Origin of the sequence: Janibacter cremeus (assembly GCF_013409205.1) — a bacterium.
GTDB lineage: Bacteria > Actinomycetota > Actinomycetes > Actinomycetales > Dermatophilaceae > Janibacter > Janibacter cremeus.
In genome coordinates this window covers 3237017-3251705 of sequence record NZ_JACCAE010000001.1, presented here as the reverse complement: position 1 = coordinate 3251705, position 14689 = coordinate 3237017, and the positions used below count along the sequence as shown (strand labels likewise).

Sequence of the window (14689 nt, the reverse complement as noted above, 5' to 3'; positions counted from 1 at the left end):
CACGGGCGCGGACCGGGTTCGGTGGACGGCCCGGCGAGTGATCCGGCAGGTCAGACCCGCGCGCGGGAGGACCAGCGCTGCCCGTGCTGCTCCAGCGCGAGGTCGAGGCCGAAGGTCTCGGAGAGGTTGGCCTCGGTCAGCGTCAGCTCGATCGGCCCCTGGGCCACGACGTGTCCCTCGCGCAGCAGCAGCACGTCGGTGAAGTTCGGCGGAATCTCTTCCACGTGGTGGGTCACCATGACCACGGCAGGGGCCTCGAGGTCGGCGGCGATCTCGCCGAGTCGGCCGACGAGGTCCTCGCGACCGCCGAGGTCCAGCCCGGCCGTGGGCTCGTCGAGGAGCATCAGCTCCGGATCGGTCATCAGGGCCCGCGCGATCTGCACCCGCTTGCGCTCACCCTCCGAGAGGGTCCCGAAGGCGCGCTGGCCCAGGTGGGCGACCCCGAGCGCGTCGAGCAGATCTCGGGCCCGCCCGTGGTCGAGGTCCTCATAGGTCTCCCGCCACCGACCCACAACCCCCCAGGACGCGGTGACGACGACGTCCTCGACCTTCTCCCCGTTCGGGATCCGCTCTGCGAGCACTGCCGAGGACAGGCCGATCCGCGGGCGCAGGTCGAAGACGTCGACGGCGCCGAGGACCTCGCCGAGGATGCCGACGACCCCGCTCGTGGGGTGCATGCGGGCGGCGGCAAGCTGCAGGAGCGTGGTCTTCCCGGCACCGTTGGGGCCGAGGACCACCCAGCGCTGCCCCTCCTCGACCTCCCAGTCGACGTCATCGAGCAGCGTGGTGTCGCCGCGCACCACGGTGGCACCGGCGAGGGCGAGGACATCACTCATGCCCCCGACCCTAACCGCCGGTCCCTATCATCGGTGAGATGCACGAACTGCCTGCCTCCGTCCGTGTCGCCCTGTGGTCCACCCATGCCTGGGCCGCGGACACGGGAGTTCCCGGTGCCCTCGCTCGGGCGCTGCCGGACGTCGGTCAAACGCAGGACCTGCAGGAGCAGCTGCGACTGTGGCGCGACCTCGGCGAAGCGGCCGTGCTCGTCGCCCTCCCCGGTCCCGGCCACACAGCCGGCCTGCCCCGGTGCGGTCCCGTCGCCACCCAGGCGGCGGTCGAGGCGGGCGAGGCCCTCTTCGTCCCGGGCCTGGGCGGGATGCTCGTCCCGGAGCACTCGTCATACGGCTCGGCGGGCGCCACCGCCCACCGGATCGACTGGGTCGCCCACGACTGCGACCCGGTCCCGGTCCACCGGATCGAGGCGCTCGACCACTCCCAGCTCGAGCGTCACCTGCGCCGGCGCCTGCTCGCCGCCGTCGACGACCTCGAGGACATCGGCGGTCGCCCCTGGTCGAGCGATCTCGCCCACGACCTCGTCGACGACCGACTCGGGGCCGACTGGGCACTGCCGCCGCAGCTACCCGACCGGGCGCGCCGGGTCATCGGGATGGCCGCGACCCTCTCGGTCGCCGCAACGGTCGGCCTGGAGAACTCCGGCACGCTCTCCGCTGCCCACGAGCACACGAGGGCGAGCGCCCTGCGCGCTCTGCACCGCGATGCAGAGGAGGCACTCGCCGAGGCGACGAATGCCGCCTGCGCCACCCTCGCCGGCTGGGTGCCCGCGCGGTGACGGGCCGTCAGGAGTCGCTGAGCACGCCGGCGTAGACCTCCATGGTCCGCTCGCCGATGCTGGCCCACGAGAACTGCTCCACGGCGCGCTCGCGCCCTGCCGCACCTCGTGCGGCGGCACGCCGGGGATCCGTCAGCGCGTCGGTGAGGGCCTGCGCCAGGTCGCGCTCGAAGCGCGCCCGGTCGACGGGGAGGCCCGTCCCGTCCTGCACCTGCTCGATCGGCACCAACCACCCGGTGTCGCCGTCGACGACGACCTCGGGGATCCCGCCGGTGGCAGTGGCGACGACGGGCAGTCCGCACGCCATGGCCTCGAGGTTGACGATGCCCAGCGGCTCGTAGACGGACGGGCAGGCGAAGACCGTGGCCGAGGTGAGCAGGGCGATGACCTCGTGACGGGGCAGCATCTGCGGGATCCACACGACCCCGTCACGCTGCCGGTGCAGCTGCGCGATGAGCGCCTCGACCTCGGCGAGCAGCTCCGGGGTGTCCGGCGCCCCCGCGCACAGGACGAGTTGGACGTCCGCGGGCAGGTCCTTGGCCGCTCGCAGCAGGTGGGGCAGGCCCTTCTGCCGGGTGATCCTCCCGACGAAGACCACCGCCGGCCGGTCCGGGTCGACCCCGTGCCGACGCACGACGTCAAGGTCCTCACCCGGCTGCCACAGCTGCGAGTCGATCCCGTTGTGCACCACGTGCACCCGTGACGGGTCGACGTCGGGGTAGCTGCGCAGGATGTCCGCACGCATCCCCGCACTGACCGCGATGACCGCAGCCGCCCCCTCGTAGGCGGTGCGCTCCACCCACGAGGAGAGGCGGTACCCACCGCCGAGCTGCTCGGCCTTCCAGGGCCGCAACGGCTCGAGGCTGTGCGCGGAGACGATGTGCGGCAGGCCGTGCAGGAGCGAGGCGGTGTGGCCGGCGAAGTTGGCGTACCAGGTGTGGCTGTGCACCAGGTCCGCACCCTCGCAGTCCGCAGCCATCGCGAGGTCGACACCCATCGTCGTCAGCGCGGGGTTCGCCCCGGCCAGGGTGTCCGGCTCGAGGTAGGCGGTCGTCCCCCCTTCGTCCCGGGGGTCGCCGAAGCAGCGCACGCGCACGTCCGTGTCACCACGCTCGCGCAGCGCCCGGCTCAGCTCTGCCACGTGGACCCCGGCACCGCCGTAGATCGCCGGGGGGTATTCCTTGGTCAGGATGTCGACGCGCACCCGCCCAGCGTAGGCCGCGACCGACTACATTCGTCAGCAGAACGAAGGCGCCGCCCTTGGGTCCCGGGGTGGTGCGAGCGCCAGGGAGCCACGAAGGGAGTGCCCGATGCCCGGTGGAAAGCAACCGAAGGTCCTCGCCATCGTCCTCGCCGGCGGTGAGGGCAAGCGGCTGATGCCGCTCACGGCCGACCGAGCGAAGCCGGCGGTCCCCTTCGGCGGGATCTACCGCCTCGTGGACTTCGCCCTGAGCAACGTCGTCAACTCCGGCTACGCGAAGATCATCGTCCTCACCCAGTACAAGTCGCACAGCCTCGACCGGCACGTCAGCCAGGCCTGGCGTCTGGCCTCGCCACTGGGCCACTACGTCGCCCCGGTGCCGGCACAGCAGCGCCGCGGCAAGAGCTGGTACATGGGCAGCGCGGATGCGATCTACCAGTCCTTCAACGCGATCGTCGACGAGCGTCCCGACCTCGTCGTCGTGGTCGGCGCCGACCACGTCTACCGGATGGACTTCTCCCAGATGGTCGCCCAGCACCTGCAGACGGGCGCCGACTGCACCGTCGCCGCGATCCGCCAACCGATCGGCACGGCCGACCAGTTCGGTGTCATGGAGGTCGGGCAGGACGCGCGGCGCATCACCGCCTTCCGGGAGAAGCCGAGCGATCCGCAGGGCCTACCCGATGCCCCGCACGAGGTCTTCGCATCGATGGGCAACTACGTCTTCACCACCGAGGCGCTGATGGACGCCATCCGAGCCGATGCGGCGTCCTGCGACAGCTCGCACGACATGGGCGGCGACATCGTGCCCTCCTTCGTGTCCACGGGTAGTGCCTATGCCTACGACTTCGCCGACAACACCGTCCCCGGGTCCAACGAGCGCGACCGCGGCTACTGGCGGGACGTGGGCACGATGGACAGCTACTTCGACGCGCACATGGATCTGACCTCGATCCTGCCGGTGTTCAACCTCTACAACTACGACTGGCCGATCAACACCCATCAGGGTGCCTATCCCCCGGCGAAATTCGTCCACGCGGACGGTGAACGTGCCGGCGGTGCGACCAACTCGATCGTCTCCCCCGGCGTCGTCGTCTCCGGCGGGCACGTGGACAACTCGGTCCTCTCCCCCGGCGTCTTCGTGCACTCCTACAGCCGGGTCAGCGACAGCGTGCTCCTCGACGGTGTCGACATCGGTCGGCACGCCGAGCTGGACCGGGTCATCGTCGACAAGGGGGTGTCGGTGCCCGCGGGGATGCGGCTGGGCGTCGACCACGACGAGGACCGAGTGCGTGGCCTGCACGTGACTGCATCAGGGATCACAGTGGTGGGCAAGGGACACGTCTTCGACGAGACCTAGACTTGCCGACATGTGTGCACTTCCCGGCGAGGGCCCGATCCTCGTCGTCCTGGACGTCGACTCCACCCTCATCCAGGACGAGGTCATCGAGCTGATCGCCGACCACGCAGGCACCCGCGAGGAGGTCGCGGCCGTCACCGAGGCCGCCATGCGCGGCGAGCTCGATTTCACGGGGAGCCTGCACGCCCGGGTCGCGACCCTGGCGGGCCTGCCGGTGCAGGTCCTCGAGCAGGTCCGTGCCGCAGTGCGCCTCACCCCCGGTGCCCGCACCCTGGTCACGACGCTGACCGAGGCCGGTCACGTCGTGGGGATCGTCAGCGGGGGCTTCATCGAGGTCGTCGGCCCGCTCGCTGAACAGCTGGGCATCGAGACCCTGCGCGCCAACGCCCTCGAGGTCGTCGACGGCCACCTCACCGGGGCCGTGCTCGGTGAGGTCGTCGACCCGGGCACCAAGGCCGATTTCCTCACCCGCCTCGCCGCCGCCGCGGGCGTCGACATGGACCGCACGGTCGCGGTCGGCGACGGCGCGAACGACCTGCAGATGATGGCCGCCGCGCAGCTGGGTGTCGCCTTCTGCGCCAAGCACACCGTGCGTGAGTACGCCGACGTCGCCATCGACGAGCGCGACCTGCGGCATGTCCTCGACCTGCTTGGGATAGAACCCGTGCCGCAGGGTGACGACGAAGGCGGCCACCCGCTGAGGTGACGAATTGGTCGGAGCGAGAGGGATGGTGGCTCTGCTCGGGCCGTGGCTTCGAGGCTCCTTCGTCGCGCCTCAGCCAGCGTGGGCTCAGAGACCCATCGCGTGCACGCCGCCATCGACGTGCAGGATCTCGCCCGTCGTCGCGGGGAACCAGTCGGAGAGCAGCATGGTGCACGCCTTGGCGGTGGGCACCGGGTCGCCGACGTCCCAGCCGAGCGGCGCGCGGTCGTCCCAGTTCTCCTCGAACTGCTCGAAGCCCGGGATCGACTTCGCGGCAGTGGTCTTGATCGGGCCGGCGGCGACGAGGTTGCAACGCACGCCCTTCGGACCCAGGTCCCGGGCGAGGTAGCGGTTGGTCGACTCGAAGGCCGCCTTGGCCACGCCCATCCAGTCGTAGACCGGCCACGCGTAGGACGCGTCGAAGGTCAGGCCGACGACTGACCCGCCATCTGCCATCCGCGGCAGCGCGGCGACGGCGAGGGCCTTGAGGGAGAAGGCCGAGACGTGGATCGCGGTCGAGACGTCCTCCCAGCCGGCCTCGAGGAAGTTGAAGGCACCCTCGGGCGCGAAGCCGATCGAGTGCAGGACCCCGTCGAGCGTCTCGGCATGCTCACCGATGCGGTCGGCCAGGGCGGCGAGGTCCTCCTCGTTGGTGACGTCGAGCTCGACGACCGGCGCCTGGACCGGGAGGCGCTTGGCGATGGTCCTGGTGATCTTGCTGGTGCGCCCGAAGCTGGTGAGGATGACCCGGGCACCCTGCTCCTGCGCGAGCTTGGCGACGTGGAAGGCGATGGAGGACTCCATGAGGACGCCCGTGATGAGGAAGGTCTTGCCGGTCAGCATCTGCTGCCTTTCGTCAGGTGGGTGTGTTGTGGCGAGCGGTGGCCCATTCAGTGCCCCATACCCAGACCGCCGTCGACGGGGATGACGGCCCCCGAGACGTAGCCGGCGTCGTCGGAGGCGAGGAAGGAGACCGCACCGGCGACCTCGTCGGCCTGCCCGTATCGCTTGGCCGGGATGGCGGCCTGGTACTCGGAGCGGGTCTTCTCGGGCAGCTCTGCCGTCATGTCGGTCTCGATGAAGCCCGGCGCGACGACGTTGGCCGTGATGCCCCGCGCACCGAGCTCGCGCGTCATCGACCGGGCGATCCCGACCAGACCCGACTTCGATGCCGCGTAGTTCGCCTGGCCCGGTGAGCCGTAGAGCCCGACCACGCTCGAGAGCAGGATGACCCTCCCGAAGCGCGCCTTGACCATGGCGGTCGAGGCGCGGCGCACGCAGCGGAAGGTGCCGTGCAGGTTGGTGTCGACGACCGAGGAGAAGTCGTCGTCGGACATGCGCATCAGCAGGGTGTCCTTGGTGATCCCCGCGTTGGCGACGAGCACCTCGACGTCGCCTCCGAGCCGCTCCTTGGCCTCGGCGAAGGCCGAGTCCACCGAGTCGCTGTCGGTGATCTCGCAGGACACGACCTGCAGGCCGTCGACGGGTTCGCCGGACCGGGAGGTCACGACGACCTGATGCCCGTCGGACTGCATCCGTCGGGCAATGGCCTCGCCGATCCCCCGGTTGCCCCCGGTCACGAGCACGCGGCGTGCTGTCATCGCCTCTCCTCACGTCGATCTTCTGCTGGACGGATGTGGGTCACATCACCACGGGAATGACGCTAGAGCACTACCGGCCGGTAGACCCAAACGAACCCCGGGGCCACGGGGGCGCGCGCAGGGTCCGGGCGTATCCTCGAAGACGTGCAACACTCCATCGTCCCGTCGGTCACGACCGCTCCGGTCACGCTCCAGGAGGAGCAGTCCGGACGGATGCGGCAGTACCTGTGGACGATGGCCCTGCGGACCGCCTGCTTCATCGGCGCCTACTTCTTCGAGGGATGGCTGCGCTGGACCTGCGTCGCCCTCGCGGTGGTGCTCCCGTATGTCGCCGTCGTGCTCGTCAACGCCGTCCGGCCGCGGGGCGTCAACGCGATCGACACCCCCGCCGGGCAGCACGAGCACAAGCAGCTGGGGTCACGATGAACGAGGACCTGGTGTGCAGCCGCAAGGCGTGCCGGGAGACCGCCACCCGCGCGGTGCTGTGGCGCAACCCCCGCATCCACGACGAGTCCCGCCAGAAGGTGTGGCTCGCCTGCGACGAGCACGAGCACGTGCTGCGCGACCACCTGTCCGTCCGCGGCTTCCCGGTCCGGACCTGCGGGATCGACGAGATCCCGGCTGACGCCGGCTGATGCTGCGCCTGCTGTGGACCCCGAGATGGCTCGGGTGGCTCGCCCTCGCCGTCCTGGCCGCCCTGGTGTGCACGTGGCTCGGTCAGTGGCAGTGGTCCCGGTACGAGGACAAGGCCGCCCGGGCCGACCGGATCGAGGCCCACTACGGGGCCGATCCCGTGCCCGTCACCGACGTGCTCACCGAGCAGTCGCTGCCCACCGAACGCCAGTGGACGAAGGTCACGGCCACCGGCGAGTACCTGCCCGAGGAGCAGCTGCTCGTGCGCAACCGCCCGCTCGAGGGCACCTACGGGTACGAGGTGCTCGTCCCCCTTCGCCTGGCTGACGGTCAGCGGCTGGTGGTCGACCGGGGCTGGGTGATCAACAGTCCGAAGGGGGCCGACGTCGCCCCCGAGGTCCCGCCACCGCCGCAGGGTACGGTCACGGTCACCGGCTGGGCGTTGCCGAGTGAGCCGGACCTGGGGCGGGACATGCCCGCCGGGCAGATCGCCAGCGTCCACCTGCCAGAGGTCGCCCAGCGGGTCGGTGGGCCGGTCCTGGGCGGATACGTCTCCTTGGAGTCCGAGGATCCGTCGGTGACCCGTCCCGCGCCGCTTGAGGTGCCGGACACCGGCACCGGACCGCACATGGCCTACGCCATCCAGTGGTGGCTCGTCGGCCCGGCCGCCTTCATCTTCTACGGCATGGCGCTGCGCCGGGAGGCGGAGTCGGACACGGGCCGGGCCCCCCGCGAGAAGAAGGTGCGCATCTGGGACGAGGAGGACGGCTGATCCGTCAGCCGATCTCGATGCTGTCCTGCTCCGGCGCCATCGAGGTGGCGACCGGCCCGTCGTACTGCGTCGCGTAGAGCGTCGCGTAGAGGCCGCCCTGCGCGAGGAGGTGCTGGTGGGTCCCCCGCTCGACGACCCGTCCCTGGTCGACGACGAGGATCTGGTCTGCCGCGCGGATCGTCGACAGCCGGTGGGCGATGACGATCGCGGTGCGCCCCTCGAGCGCGGAGTCCAGGGCGCGCTGGACGGCCATCTCCGACTCGCTGTCCAGGTGGGCGGTCGCCTCATCGAGGATGAGCACGCCCGGGGACTTCAGCAGCAGTCGCGCGATGGCGAAGCGCTGCTTCTCCCCACCGGAGAGACGGTGCCCACGATCGCCGACGACGGTGTCGAGCCCGGACGGTAGTGCCGCGACGAGCGGGAGGACCTGGGCGGCGTCGAGTGCAGCCATCATCTCCTCCTCGGTGGCATCGGGTCGGGCATAGGCGAGGTTGCTGCGGATGGTGTCGTGGAAGAGGTGCGCCTCCTGGGTGACCATGCCGACGGTGTCCCCGACGGACTCGAGCGTCGCGTCCTGCAGGTCCACTCCCCCGATGCGCACGGCGCCGCTGGTCGGGTCGTAGAAGCGGGTGACCAGCGAGGTGATGGTGCTCTTGCCGGCGCCGCTCGGGCCCACGAGCGCGATGAGCTGTCCGGGTTCCGCCCGCAGGTCCACGCCCCGCAGGACCGGCTCGCCGCCACCGCGGTCCCCCGTCCTGCCGCCATCGAGGGAGAGCAGCGAGATCTCATCGGCCCCGGGGTAGGTGAAGTGCACGTCGTCCAGCTCCACCGACAGTGCCTCGCCCTGCGGGAGGGGCCGGGCGTCTGGCTTCTCGGTGATGCTCGAGGGCATGTCGAGCAGCTCGAAGAGGCGGGCGAAGGAGACGAGCGTGGTGAGGATGTCGACGTGGACGTTGGAGATCGCGGTCAGCGGCCCGTAGAGACGTGCCAGCAGGGCGGCCAGCGCCAGCAGCGTCCCGACGGTCATCGTGCCCTCGACCGCCATGATGCCGCCGAAGCCGTAGACCATCGCGGTCGCCAGCGAGGCCAGCGCGGTGATGGTGACGAAGAAGACGGCCCGGTTGACGGCGATCCGCACGCCGATGTCCCGCACCCGCGCGGCGCGCAGGTCGTACTCGGCCACCTCGCGCGAGGGTCGACCGAAGATCTTCACCAGCAGGGCCCCGGCGACGTTGAAGCGCTCGGTCATCTGGGTGCCCAGCTCGGCGTTGAGGTTCATCTGCTCGCCGGAGAGGGACGCCAGCCGCCGCCCCATCAGCTTGGCGGGGAGGATGAAGAAGGGGACGAGCACCAGGGCGGCGAGCGTCAGCTGCCAGGAGAGGGAGAACATCGCGACGAGGATGAGGACGAGCGAGATGACGTTGCTCACCACGGAGGAGAGCACCGTGGTGAAGGCCTGCTGCGCGCCGATGACGTCGTTGTTGAGCCGACTGACCAGTGCGCCGGTCTGGGCCCGGGTGAAGAAGGCGATCGGTTGGTGCAGGACGTGCTCGAAGACCTCGGTGCGCATGTGGTGGATCAGGCCCTCGCCGATGCGCGCCGAGAGCCAGCGTTGCACGAGTGTGGTCACGGCCTCGACGATCGCGATGGCGGCGACGAGCAGCGAGAGGGTGATGACCACCTGACGGTCCTCGGGGATCACCCCGTCGTCGATGAGACGCTGCAGCAGCAGCGGGACGGCGACGACCGTGACAGATCCTAGCGAGACCAGGACGAGGAAGGCGAGGATCGTGCGCGTGAACGGCTTCGCGTAGCGCAGCACCCGACGGGCGGTGCCCGGCGGCAGCGGGGTCGAGGTCACCTCGTCCCCGCGGCTCATGGAGCGCATGAGACCCCACGCGTTGTTCATCGACATCCTTCTGCGTCCTCCTGCCGTCGGCTGCTCCCGAGAGGGTCAACCGTGGGCGGGCGTGGGAGATTCCCCCGGTGCCTTGTGCTCAGGTCAGGACGCGCTGCAGGACGAGGTCGGCGACCGCCCGGGTTTCGGCCAGCCCACCCCGGACGAAGGGGGATCCCCCTTCGTCGGCGTAGGCGGCCACCTTGTCGTGGAGGACGCCCTCGGCGAGGACGAGCGGCACCACGGTGCGACCGACCGCCGCACCCAGCCGGGGCGCATTGAGGGTGGTCGTCGCCCACGTGGGGCGGGCGCCGGTGGCGACGAGGCGGGACAGGCTCGCCGCCGCCTCACCGGAGCTGGATCCTCCGGCGACGAGCAGGGTCGGCGCCCCCGGGTCGTGCCCTGCCCCCCGGATGCGCTCCTCGACCGCGGCCAGCAGCAGGTCGTGCCCACCCAGCGCTGCCGCCGAACGGACGCTCGCACCGAGGGAGGCGAGGTGGCGGGCAGCCGCCGGGACATCGACCCGTGCGTGGAACGCCGGCGTGATGAGCATCGGCACGAGGGTCACCTGACCCGAGAGCCACCGTCCCAGCTCGGCCGGGCTCGGAGCGTCGTGCTCGATGTAGGCGAGCACGGTCGGGCCGTGACCGGCCGCGAGGAGAGGGCCGCAGACACGCTCGCGCAGCCGCTCGAGGGCGCGTGCGTGCCGGGCGTCCGGAGAGCCGTGGGCGAGCAGGACGGTGGTCATGCCTGCCCGCTCACGTGTGCAACCCGCACTCCGTCTTGTCCTGCCCCGACCAGCGACCGGAGCGCGGGTCCTCGCCCTCGGCGACCGGCCGGGTGCACGGGGCGCACCCGATCGAGGTGTAGCCACTGCGGCGAAGGGGGTTCAGGAGAACCGCCTCCTGCGTGGCGAAGCGCTCGACGTCGTCGTGGCTCCACCCCGCGAGGGGGTTGATCTTGACCATCCCGCGCCGCTCGTCCCAGCCCACGACATCGATGTCGGTCCGCGTCGGCGCGTCCTCACGGCGCATGCCGGTCACCCACGCGTCCCGGTCGGCCAGGGCACGGTTGAGCGGCTCGACCTTGCGCATGGCACAGCAGAGGTTCGGGTCCCGGTCGTGCAGGTTCGGCCCGTGCTCGGCGTCCTGCTCGCTGACGCTGAGCCGCGGCAGGATCGTGCGGATGCGCAGGGGCAGCATCGCGTCCATCGCGTCGCGGGTCCCCAACGTCTCGACGAAGTGGTACCCGGTGTCGAGGAAGAACACGTCCGTGTCGGTCAGCGTCGTACCGACGAGGTGGACGAGGACCTCGTCACCCATCGAGCTGGCGACGGTCAGGCCGGCGCCGAAGGCCCCATCCGCCCATGTGAGCGCACGACGAGCCAGTTCCACCCTCCCCTCGTAGGTGCCCGACAGCTCGTCCGCCAGGTCGCCGAGAAGAGATGTGCCCTGCGCGGCGAGATGCCGCAGGTCGGTGGGCGCCGTCGTGCTCACCGCAGGTCGTCCTCGTCGGCCCGGCGTGCCCAGGTGTGGAAGGACTCCCCGGGCTCGCGCTGGTCGAGGTAGGTCCGGGCGAGCCGCTCGATGTAGTCCGGCAGGTCGTCGGCGGCGACCTTCAGCGCGCGGGTCTTGCGGCCCAGCTCTGAGTCCTCGGCCAGAGACCCACCCAGGATCACCTGGAAGACCTCCCGGAACGACCCGTCGGCCAGCTTCTCGAGCATGCCCTTCAGGCCGACGTCCCCGACCTGGCTGCGCGCGCAGGCATTGGGGCATCCGTTGATGTGGATGCTGAAGGGGATGTCGATGTGCGGAAGACGCTTCTCCAGCTCCTCGACGGTCCAGCGCGCGCGGTTCTTGGTGTCGGTGAGGGCGAGCTTGCAGTACTCCAGACCGGTGCAGGCGAGGACGTTGCGACGCCACTCGCTCGGCAAGGCCTCGAGACCGATCTCCTTCAGGTCCGCCACGAGGCGCTCCGCCCGGTCGGGCGGGACGTCGAGGACGAGGATCTTCTGGTGTGGGGTGAGGCGCACGCGCTCGCTCCCGACACCCTCGGCCAGATCGGCGAGGGCCTCGAGACCGTCCGCGCCGATGCGGCCCCCGATGGTCGTCGTGCCGACCCAGACGTTGCCGTCCTTCTGCTCGTGGACGCCCACGTGGTCGCGGCGGGTACCGGCCGGCACGCTCGCAGCGGGCCCGTCCTGGAGTCGATGACCCAGGTACTCGGTCTCGAGCACCTCGCGGAACGTCGAGGGGCCCCAGGACTGGACGAGGAACTTCAGCCGGGCCTTGTTGCGCAGCCGGCGGAAGCCGTGGTCGCGGAAGATCGAGGTGACCCCGTGCCAGACCCGGGGGACGTCCTCGAGCGGCACCCAGACGCCCAGTCGCTCGGCGAGGATCGGCTTGACCGACAACCCCCCACCGACCCAGACGTCGAAACCCGGGCCGAGTTCGGGGTGGACGACGCCGACGAAGGAGATGTCGTTGATCTCGTGGGCGACGTCGTGGCGGGGCGAGCCGGAGATCGCGGTCTTGTACTTGCGCGGCAGGTTGGAGAAGTCGGGGTGGCCGATCCAGCGGCGACGGATCTCCGCCACGGCCGGGGTGCCGTCGATGATCTCGTCCTTCTCGATCCCCGCGACGGGCGAGACGAGCATCCCCCGCGGGCAGTCACCGCAGGCCTCGGTCGTGATCATCCCGACGGTCTCCAGCCGCTCCCAGATGGTGGGCACGTCCTCGATCTGCACGTTGTGCAGCTGGACGTTCTGCCGGTTGGTCACGTCCGCGCTGCCGAGGGCGAAGTCCCGGCTGATCCTCGCGACGACGCGCACCTGCTCGGTGCTCAGCTTCCCGCCGTCGGTGCGGATGCGCATCATGAACCGGCTGTCGCCGACGTCGTCCTCGCCGGTGTGCGTCCCGTCGAGGCCGGGTTTGCGCTGCGTGTACAGGCCCATCCAGCGGAATCGACCGGTGAGGTCGTCGTGGGGGATCGAGTCGAAACCCTGCTGGGCGTAGATGTCGATGATCCGCTGGCGGACGTTGAGGGCGTCATCCTCCTGCTTGAACGCCTCGTTGTGGTTCAACGGGGTCCGGTCGCCGTCGGCCCAGGCGCCGGTGGCCTTGGTGCGGGTGGGTCGGGTCGTCACAGTCACATGACGCACCCTACGGTGCTACTTATGCATTGCATAACCTTTGGTTATGACGTCTCACTCCGTGAATGGTGAGGTGACCCTGCCCGGGCTCAGGCCAAGGTCACCAGGTCGCGGTAGTCGGCATTCCAGAAGTCCTCGATGCCGTCCGGCAACAGCAGGATCCGCTCCGGCTCCAACGAGTCGACCGCCCCCTCGTCGTGGGTGACGAGCACGACGGCGCCCTTGAACGTCGACAGGGCACCGAGGATCTCCTCACGGCTGGCCGGGTCGAGGTTGTTCGTCGGCTCGTCGAGCAGCAGGACGTTGGCGCTGGAGACGACGAGCAGGGCGAGCGACAGGCGGGTCTTCTCCCCGCCCGAGAGCACCCCAGCCGGCTTGTCGACGTCGTCGCCGGAGAAGAGGAACGACCCGAGGACCTTGCGCACCTCGGTCTCACCGAGGTCCGGAGCGGCCGACTTCATGTTGGCCAGTACGGACCGGTCGACGTCGAGGTTCTCGTGCTCCTGCGCGTAGTAGCCGACCTTGAGCCCGTGGCCCGGCTCGACCTGACCGGTGTCCGGCGCATCCACCCCGGCGAGCATCCGCAGCAGGGTCGTCTTGCCGGCACCGTTGAGGCCGAGCACGACGACCTTGCTCCCCCGGTCGATCGCCAGGTCGACGTCGGTGAAGATCTCCAGGCTCCCGTAGGAGCGGGACAGGCCGGAGGCGCGAAGGGGGGTCCGCCCGCACGGGGCCGGGTCCGGGAAGCGCAGCTTGGCGACCTTGTCGCTGACCCGCTCCCCCTCGACCCCCGCGAGCATCTTCTCGGCACGCTTGATCATCTGCTGCGCGGCGGCGGCCTTCGTTGCCTTGGCGCGCATCTTGTCCGCCTGCTCCAGCAGGGCGCCGGCCTTCTTCTGCGCGTTCTGCAGCTCACGCTTGCGACGGCGCTCGTCGGTCTCACGCTGCTGCAGGTAGTTCTTCCACCCCATGTTGTAGATGTCCAGCTCGCACCGATTGGCATCGAGGTGGAAGACCCGGTTGACGACCACCTCGAGGAGCTCGACGTCGTGGCTGATGATGACCAGCCCGCCCTTGTAGTTCTTCAGGTGCTCGCGCAGCCACGCGATGGAGTCGGCGTCCAGGTGGTTCGTCGGCTCGTCGAGCAGCAGGGTCTCGTTGCCGGAGAAGAGGATCCGGGCCAACTCCACCCGCCGCCGCTGACCACCGGAGAGCGTCTCGAGGGTCTGGTCGAGGCGGTCCTCGTCGATGCCCAGGGCCGAGGCCATGCTCGCTGCCTCCGACTCGGCCGCGTAGCCGCCGACGGCCTCGAACTCCTCCTGCAGCCGGGCGAAGCGCGCCATCGCCCGCTCCTGGGTCTGGGGGTCCGCACTCGCCATCCGCCTCTCTGCGGTACGACGGTCGGTGACGATCTGATCCAGGCCCCGGGCGGAGAGGATCCGCTCACGCGCCGTGACACTCAGGTCGCCCGTGCGCGGGTCCTGGGGCAGGTAGCCGATGCCACCACCGGAGCTGACCTCGCCCGACGCCGCCTGGCCCTGGCCGGCGAGCACCTTCGTCAGGGTCGTCTTGCCGGCACCGTTGCGCCCGACCAGACCGACCCGGTCGCCCGGCGCGACACGGAAGGTCGCGCCCTCGAGAAGGATCCGGGAGCCCGCGCGCAGCTCGATCCCGGTTGCTGTGATCACGGGTGGTTCTCCTGCAGATGTCGAAGGGGGTGCGGCGCCAAGTGTAGGTCGCG

15 protein-coding genes are annotated in these 14689 nt (G+C 70.4%); 6 read left to right on the top strand and 9 right to left on the bottom strand.

The annotated features are described in order from the left end of the window. Positions 1 to 50: 50 nt before the first annotated feature. Positions 51 to 836 carry an ABC transporter ATP-binding protein gene (locus tag BJY20_RS15415; protein WP_185992337.1) on the bottom strand — a complete coding sequence of 262 codons (786 nt, stop codon included), beginning with the start codon at positions 834 to 836 and terminating at the stop codon, positions 51 to 53. Between the two features lie 38 nt (positions 837 to 874). Between BJY20_RS15415 and BJY20_RS15410 the strand changes: the two genes are divergently transcribed. After that, positions 875 to 1630 (top strand): hypothetical protein, encoded by a 756-nt coding sequence (locus BJY20_RS15410; RefSeq protein WP_185992336.1) that lies wholly within the window; start codon positions 875 to 877, stop codon positions 1628 to 1630. A 7-nt stretch (positions 1631 to 1637) separates the two neighbouring features. On the opposite strand, the gene glgA is transcribed toward BJY20_RS15410, so the two are convergent. Then, complete coding sequence (gene glgA / locus BJY20_RS15405) at positions 1638 to 2834, bottom strand: glycogen synthase (protein ID WP_185992335.1); 1197 nt, start codon at positions 2832 to 2834, stop codon at positions 1638 to 1640. 106 nt (positions 2835 to 2940) lie between these two features. Between glgA and glgC the strand changes: the two genes are divergently transcribed. Together glgC and serB are read left to right on the top strand one after the other, a co-directional pair. After that, on the top strand, positions 2941 to 4191 hold the full coding sequence (gene glgC / locus BJY20_RS15400) for a glucose-1-phosphate adenylyltransferase (RefSeq protein WP_185992334.1): 1251 nt from the start codon (positions 2941 to 2943) through the stop codon (positions 4189 to 4191). Positions 4192 to 4201: 10 nt separating this feature from the next. Then, on the top strand, positions 4202 to 4897 hold the full coding sequence (gene serB / locus BJY20_RS15395; protein ID WP_185992333.1) for a phosphoserine phosphatase SerB: 696 nt from the start codon (positions 4202 to 4204) through the stop codon (positions 4895 to 4897). Between the two features lie 84 nt (positions 4898 to 4981). Here the strand turns inward: serB and fabI are convergent, their stop codons facing one another. Both fabI and fabG read right to left on the bottom strand, forming a co-directional pair. After that, complete coding sequence (gene fabI, locus BJY20_RS15390) at positions 4982 to 5737, bottom strand: enoyl-ACP reductase FabI (protein WP_185992332.1); 756 nt, start codon at positions 5735 to 5737, stop codon at positions 4982 to 4984. A gap of 47 nt (positions 5738 to 5784) precedes the next feature. Further along, complete coding sequence (gene fabG / locus BJY20_RS15385; protein ID WP_185992331.1) at positions 5785 to 6495, bottom strand: 3-oxoacyl-ACP reductase FabG; 711 nt, start codon at positions 6493 to 6495, stop codon at positions 5785 to 5787. Between the two features lie 144 nt (positions 6496 to 6639). On the opposite strand from fabG, the gene BJY20_RS15380 reads away from it, so the two are divergent. From BJY20_RS15380 to BJY20_RS15370, 3 genes are read left to right on the top strand one after another with little or no spacing between them, the layout of a single operon-like run. Beyond that, a complete protein-coding gene (locus BJY20_RS15380) occupies positions 6640 to 6921 on the top strand; it encodes a DUF3099 domain-containing protein (RefSeq protein WP_343062942.1) in 282 nt (93 codons plus the stop codon). Then, positions 6918 to 7130 carry a hypothetical protein gene (locus tag BJY20_RS15375; RefSeq protein ID WP_185992330.1) on the top strand — a complete coding sequence of 71 codons (213 nt, stop codon included), beginning with the start codon at positions 6918 to 6920 and terminating at the stop codon, positions 7128 to 7130. The genes BJY20_RS15380 and BJY20_RS15375 overlap by 4 nt, the downstream gene beginning before the upstream one ends. Beyond that, positions 7130 to 7900 carry an SURF1 family cytochrome oxidase biogenesis protein gene (locus tag BJY20_RS15370; protein WP_185992329.1) on the top strand — a complete coding sequence of 257 codons (771 nt, stop codon included), beginning with the start codon at positions 7130 to 7132 and terminating at the stop codon, positions 7898 to 7900. The genes BJY20_RS15375 and BJY20_RS15370 overlap by 1 nt, the downstream gene beginning before the upstream one ends. A 4-nt stretch (positions 7901 to 7904) precedes the next feature. Here BJY20_RS15370 and BJY20_RS15365 read toward each other — a convergent pair whose 3' ends face one another. The 5 genes from BJY20_RS15365 to BJY20_RS15345 form a co-directional block, all read right to left on the bottom strand. Further along, positions 7905 to 9815: an ABC transporter ATP-binding protein gene (locus BJY20_RS15365; RefSeq protein WP_185992328.1), complete on the bottom strand. Its 1911-nt coding sequence runs from the start codon at positions 9813 to 9815 to the stop codon at positions 7905 to 7907. Positions 9816 to 9897: 82 nt separating this feature from the next. Continuing rightward, positions 9898 to 10545, bottom strand: coding sequence for a sirohydrochlorin chelatase (locus BJY20_RS15360; protein ID WP_185992327.1), 648 nt, complete (start codon positions 10543 to 10545; stop codon positions 9898 to 9900). A gap of 10 nt (positions 10546 to 10555) precedes the next feature. Continuing rightward, on the bottom strand, positions 10556 to 11293 hold the full coding sequence (locus tag BJY20_RS15355) for a phosphoadenylyl-sulfate reductase (RefSeq protein ID WP_185992326.1): 738 nt from the start codon (positions 11291 to 11293) through the stop codon (positions 10556 to 10558). Then, positions 11290 to 12942, bottom strand: a complete 1653-nt coding sequence (locus BJY20_RS15350) for a nitrite/sulfite reductase (protein WP_185992657.1) — start codon at positions 12940 to 12942, stop codon at positions 11290 to 11292. The genes BJY20_RS15355 and BJY20_RS15350 overlap by 4 nt, the downstream gene beginning before the upstream one ends. A 95-nt stretch (positions 12943 to 13037) precedes the next feature. Further along, a complete protein-coding gene (locus BJY20_RS15345; RefSeq protein ID WP_185992325.1) occupies positions 13038 to 14636 on the bottom strand; it encodes an ATP-binding cassette domain-containing protein in 1599 nt (532 codons plus the stop codon). Between the last annotated feature and the right edge of the window lie 53 nt (positions 14637 to 14689).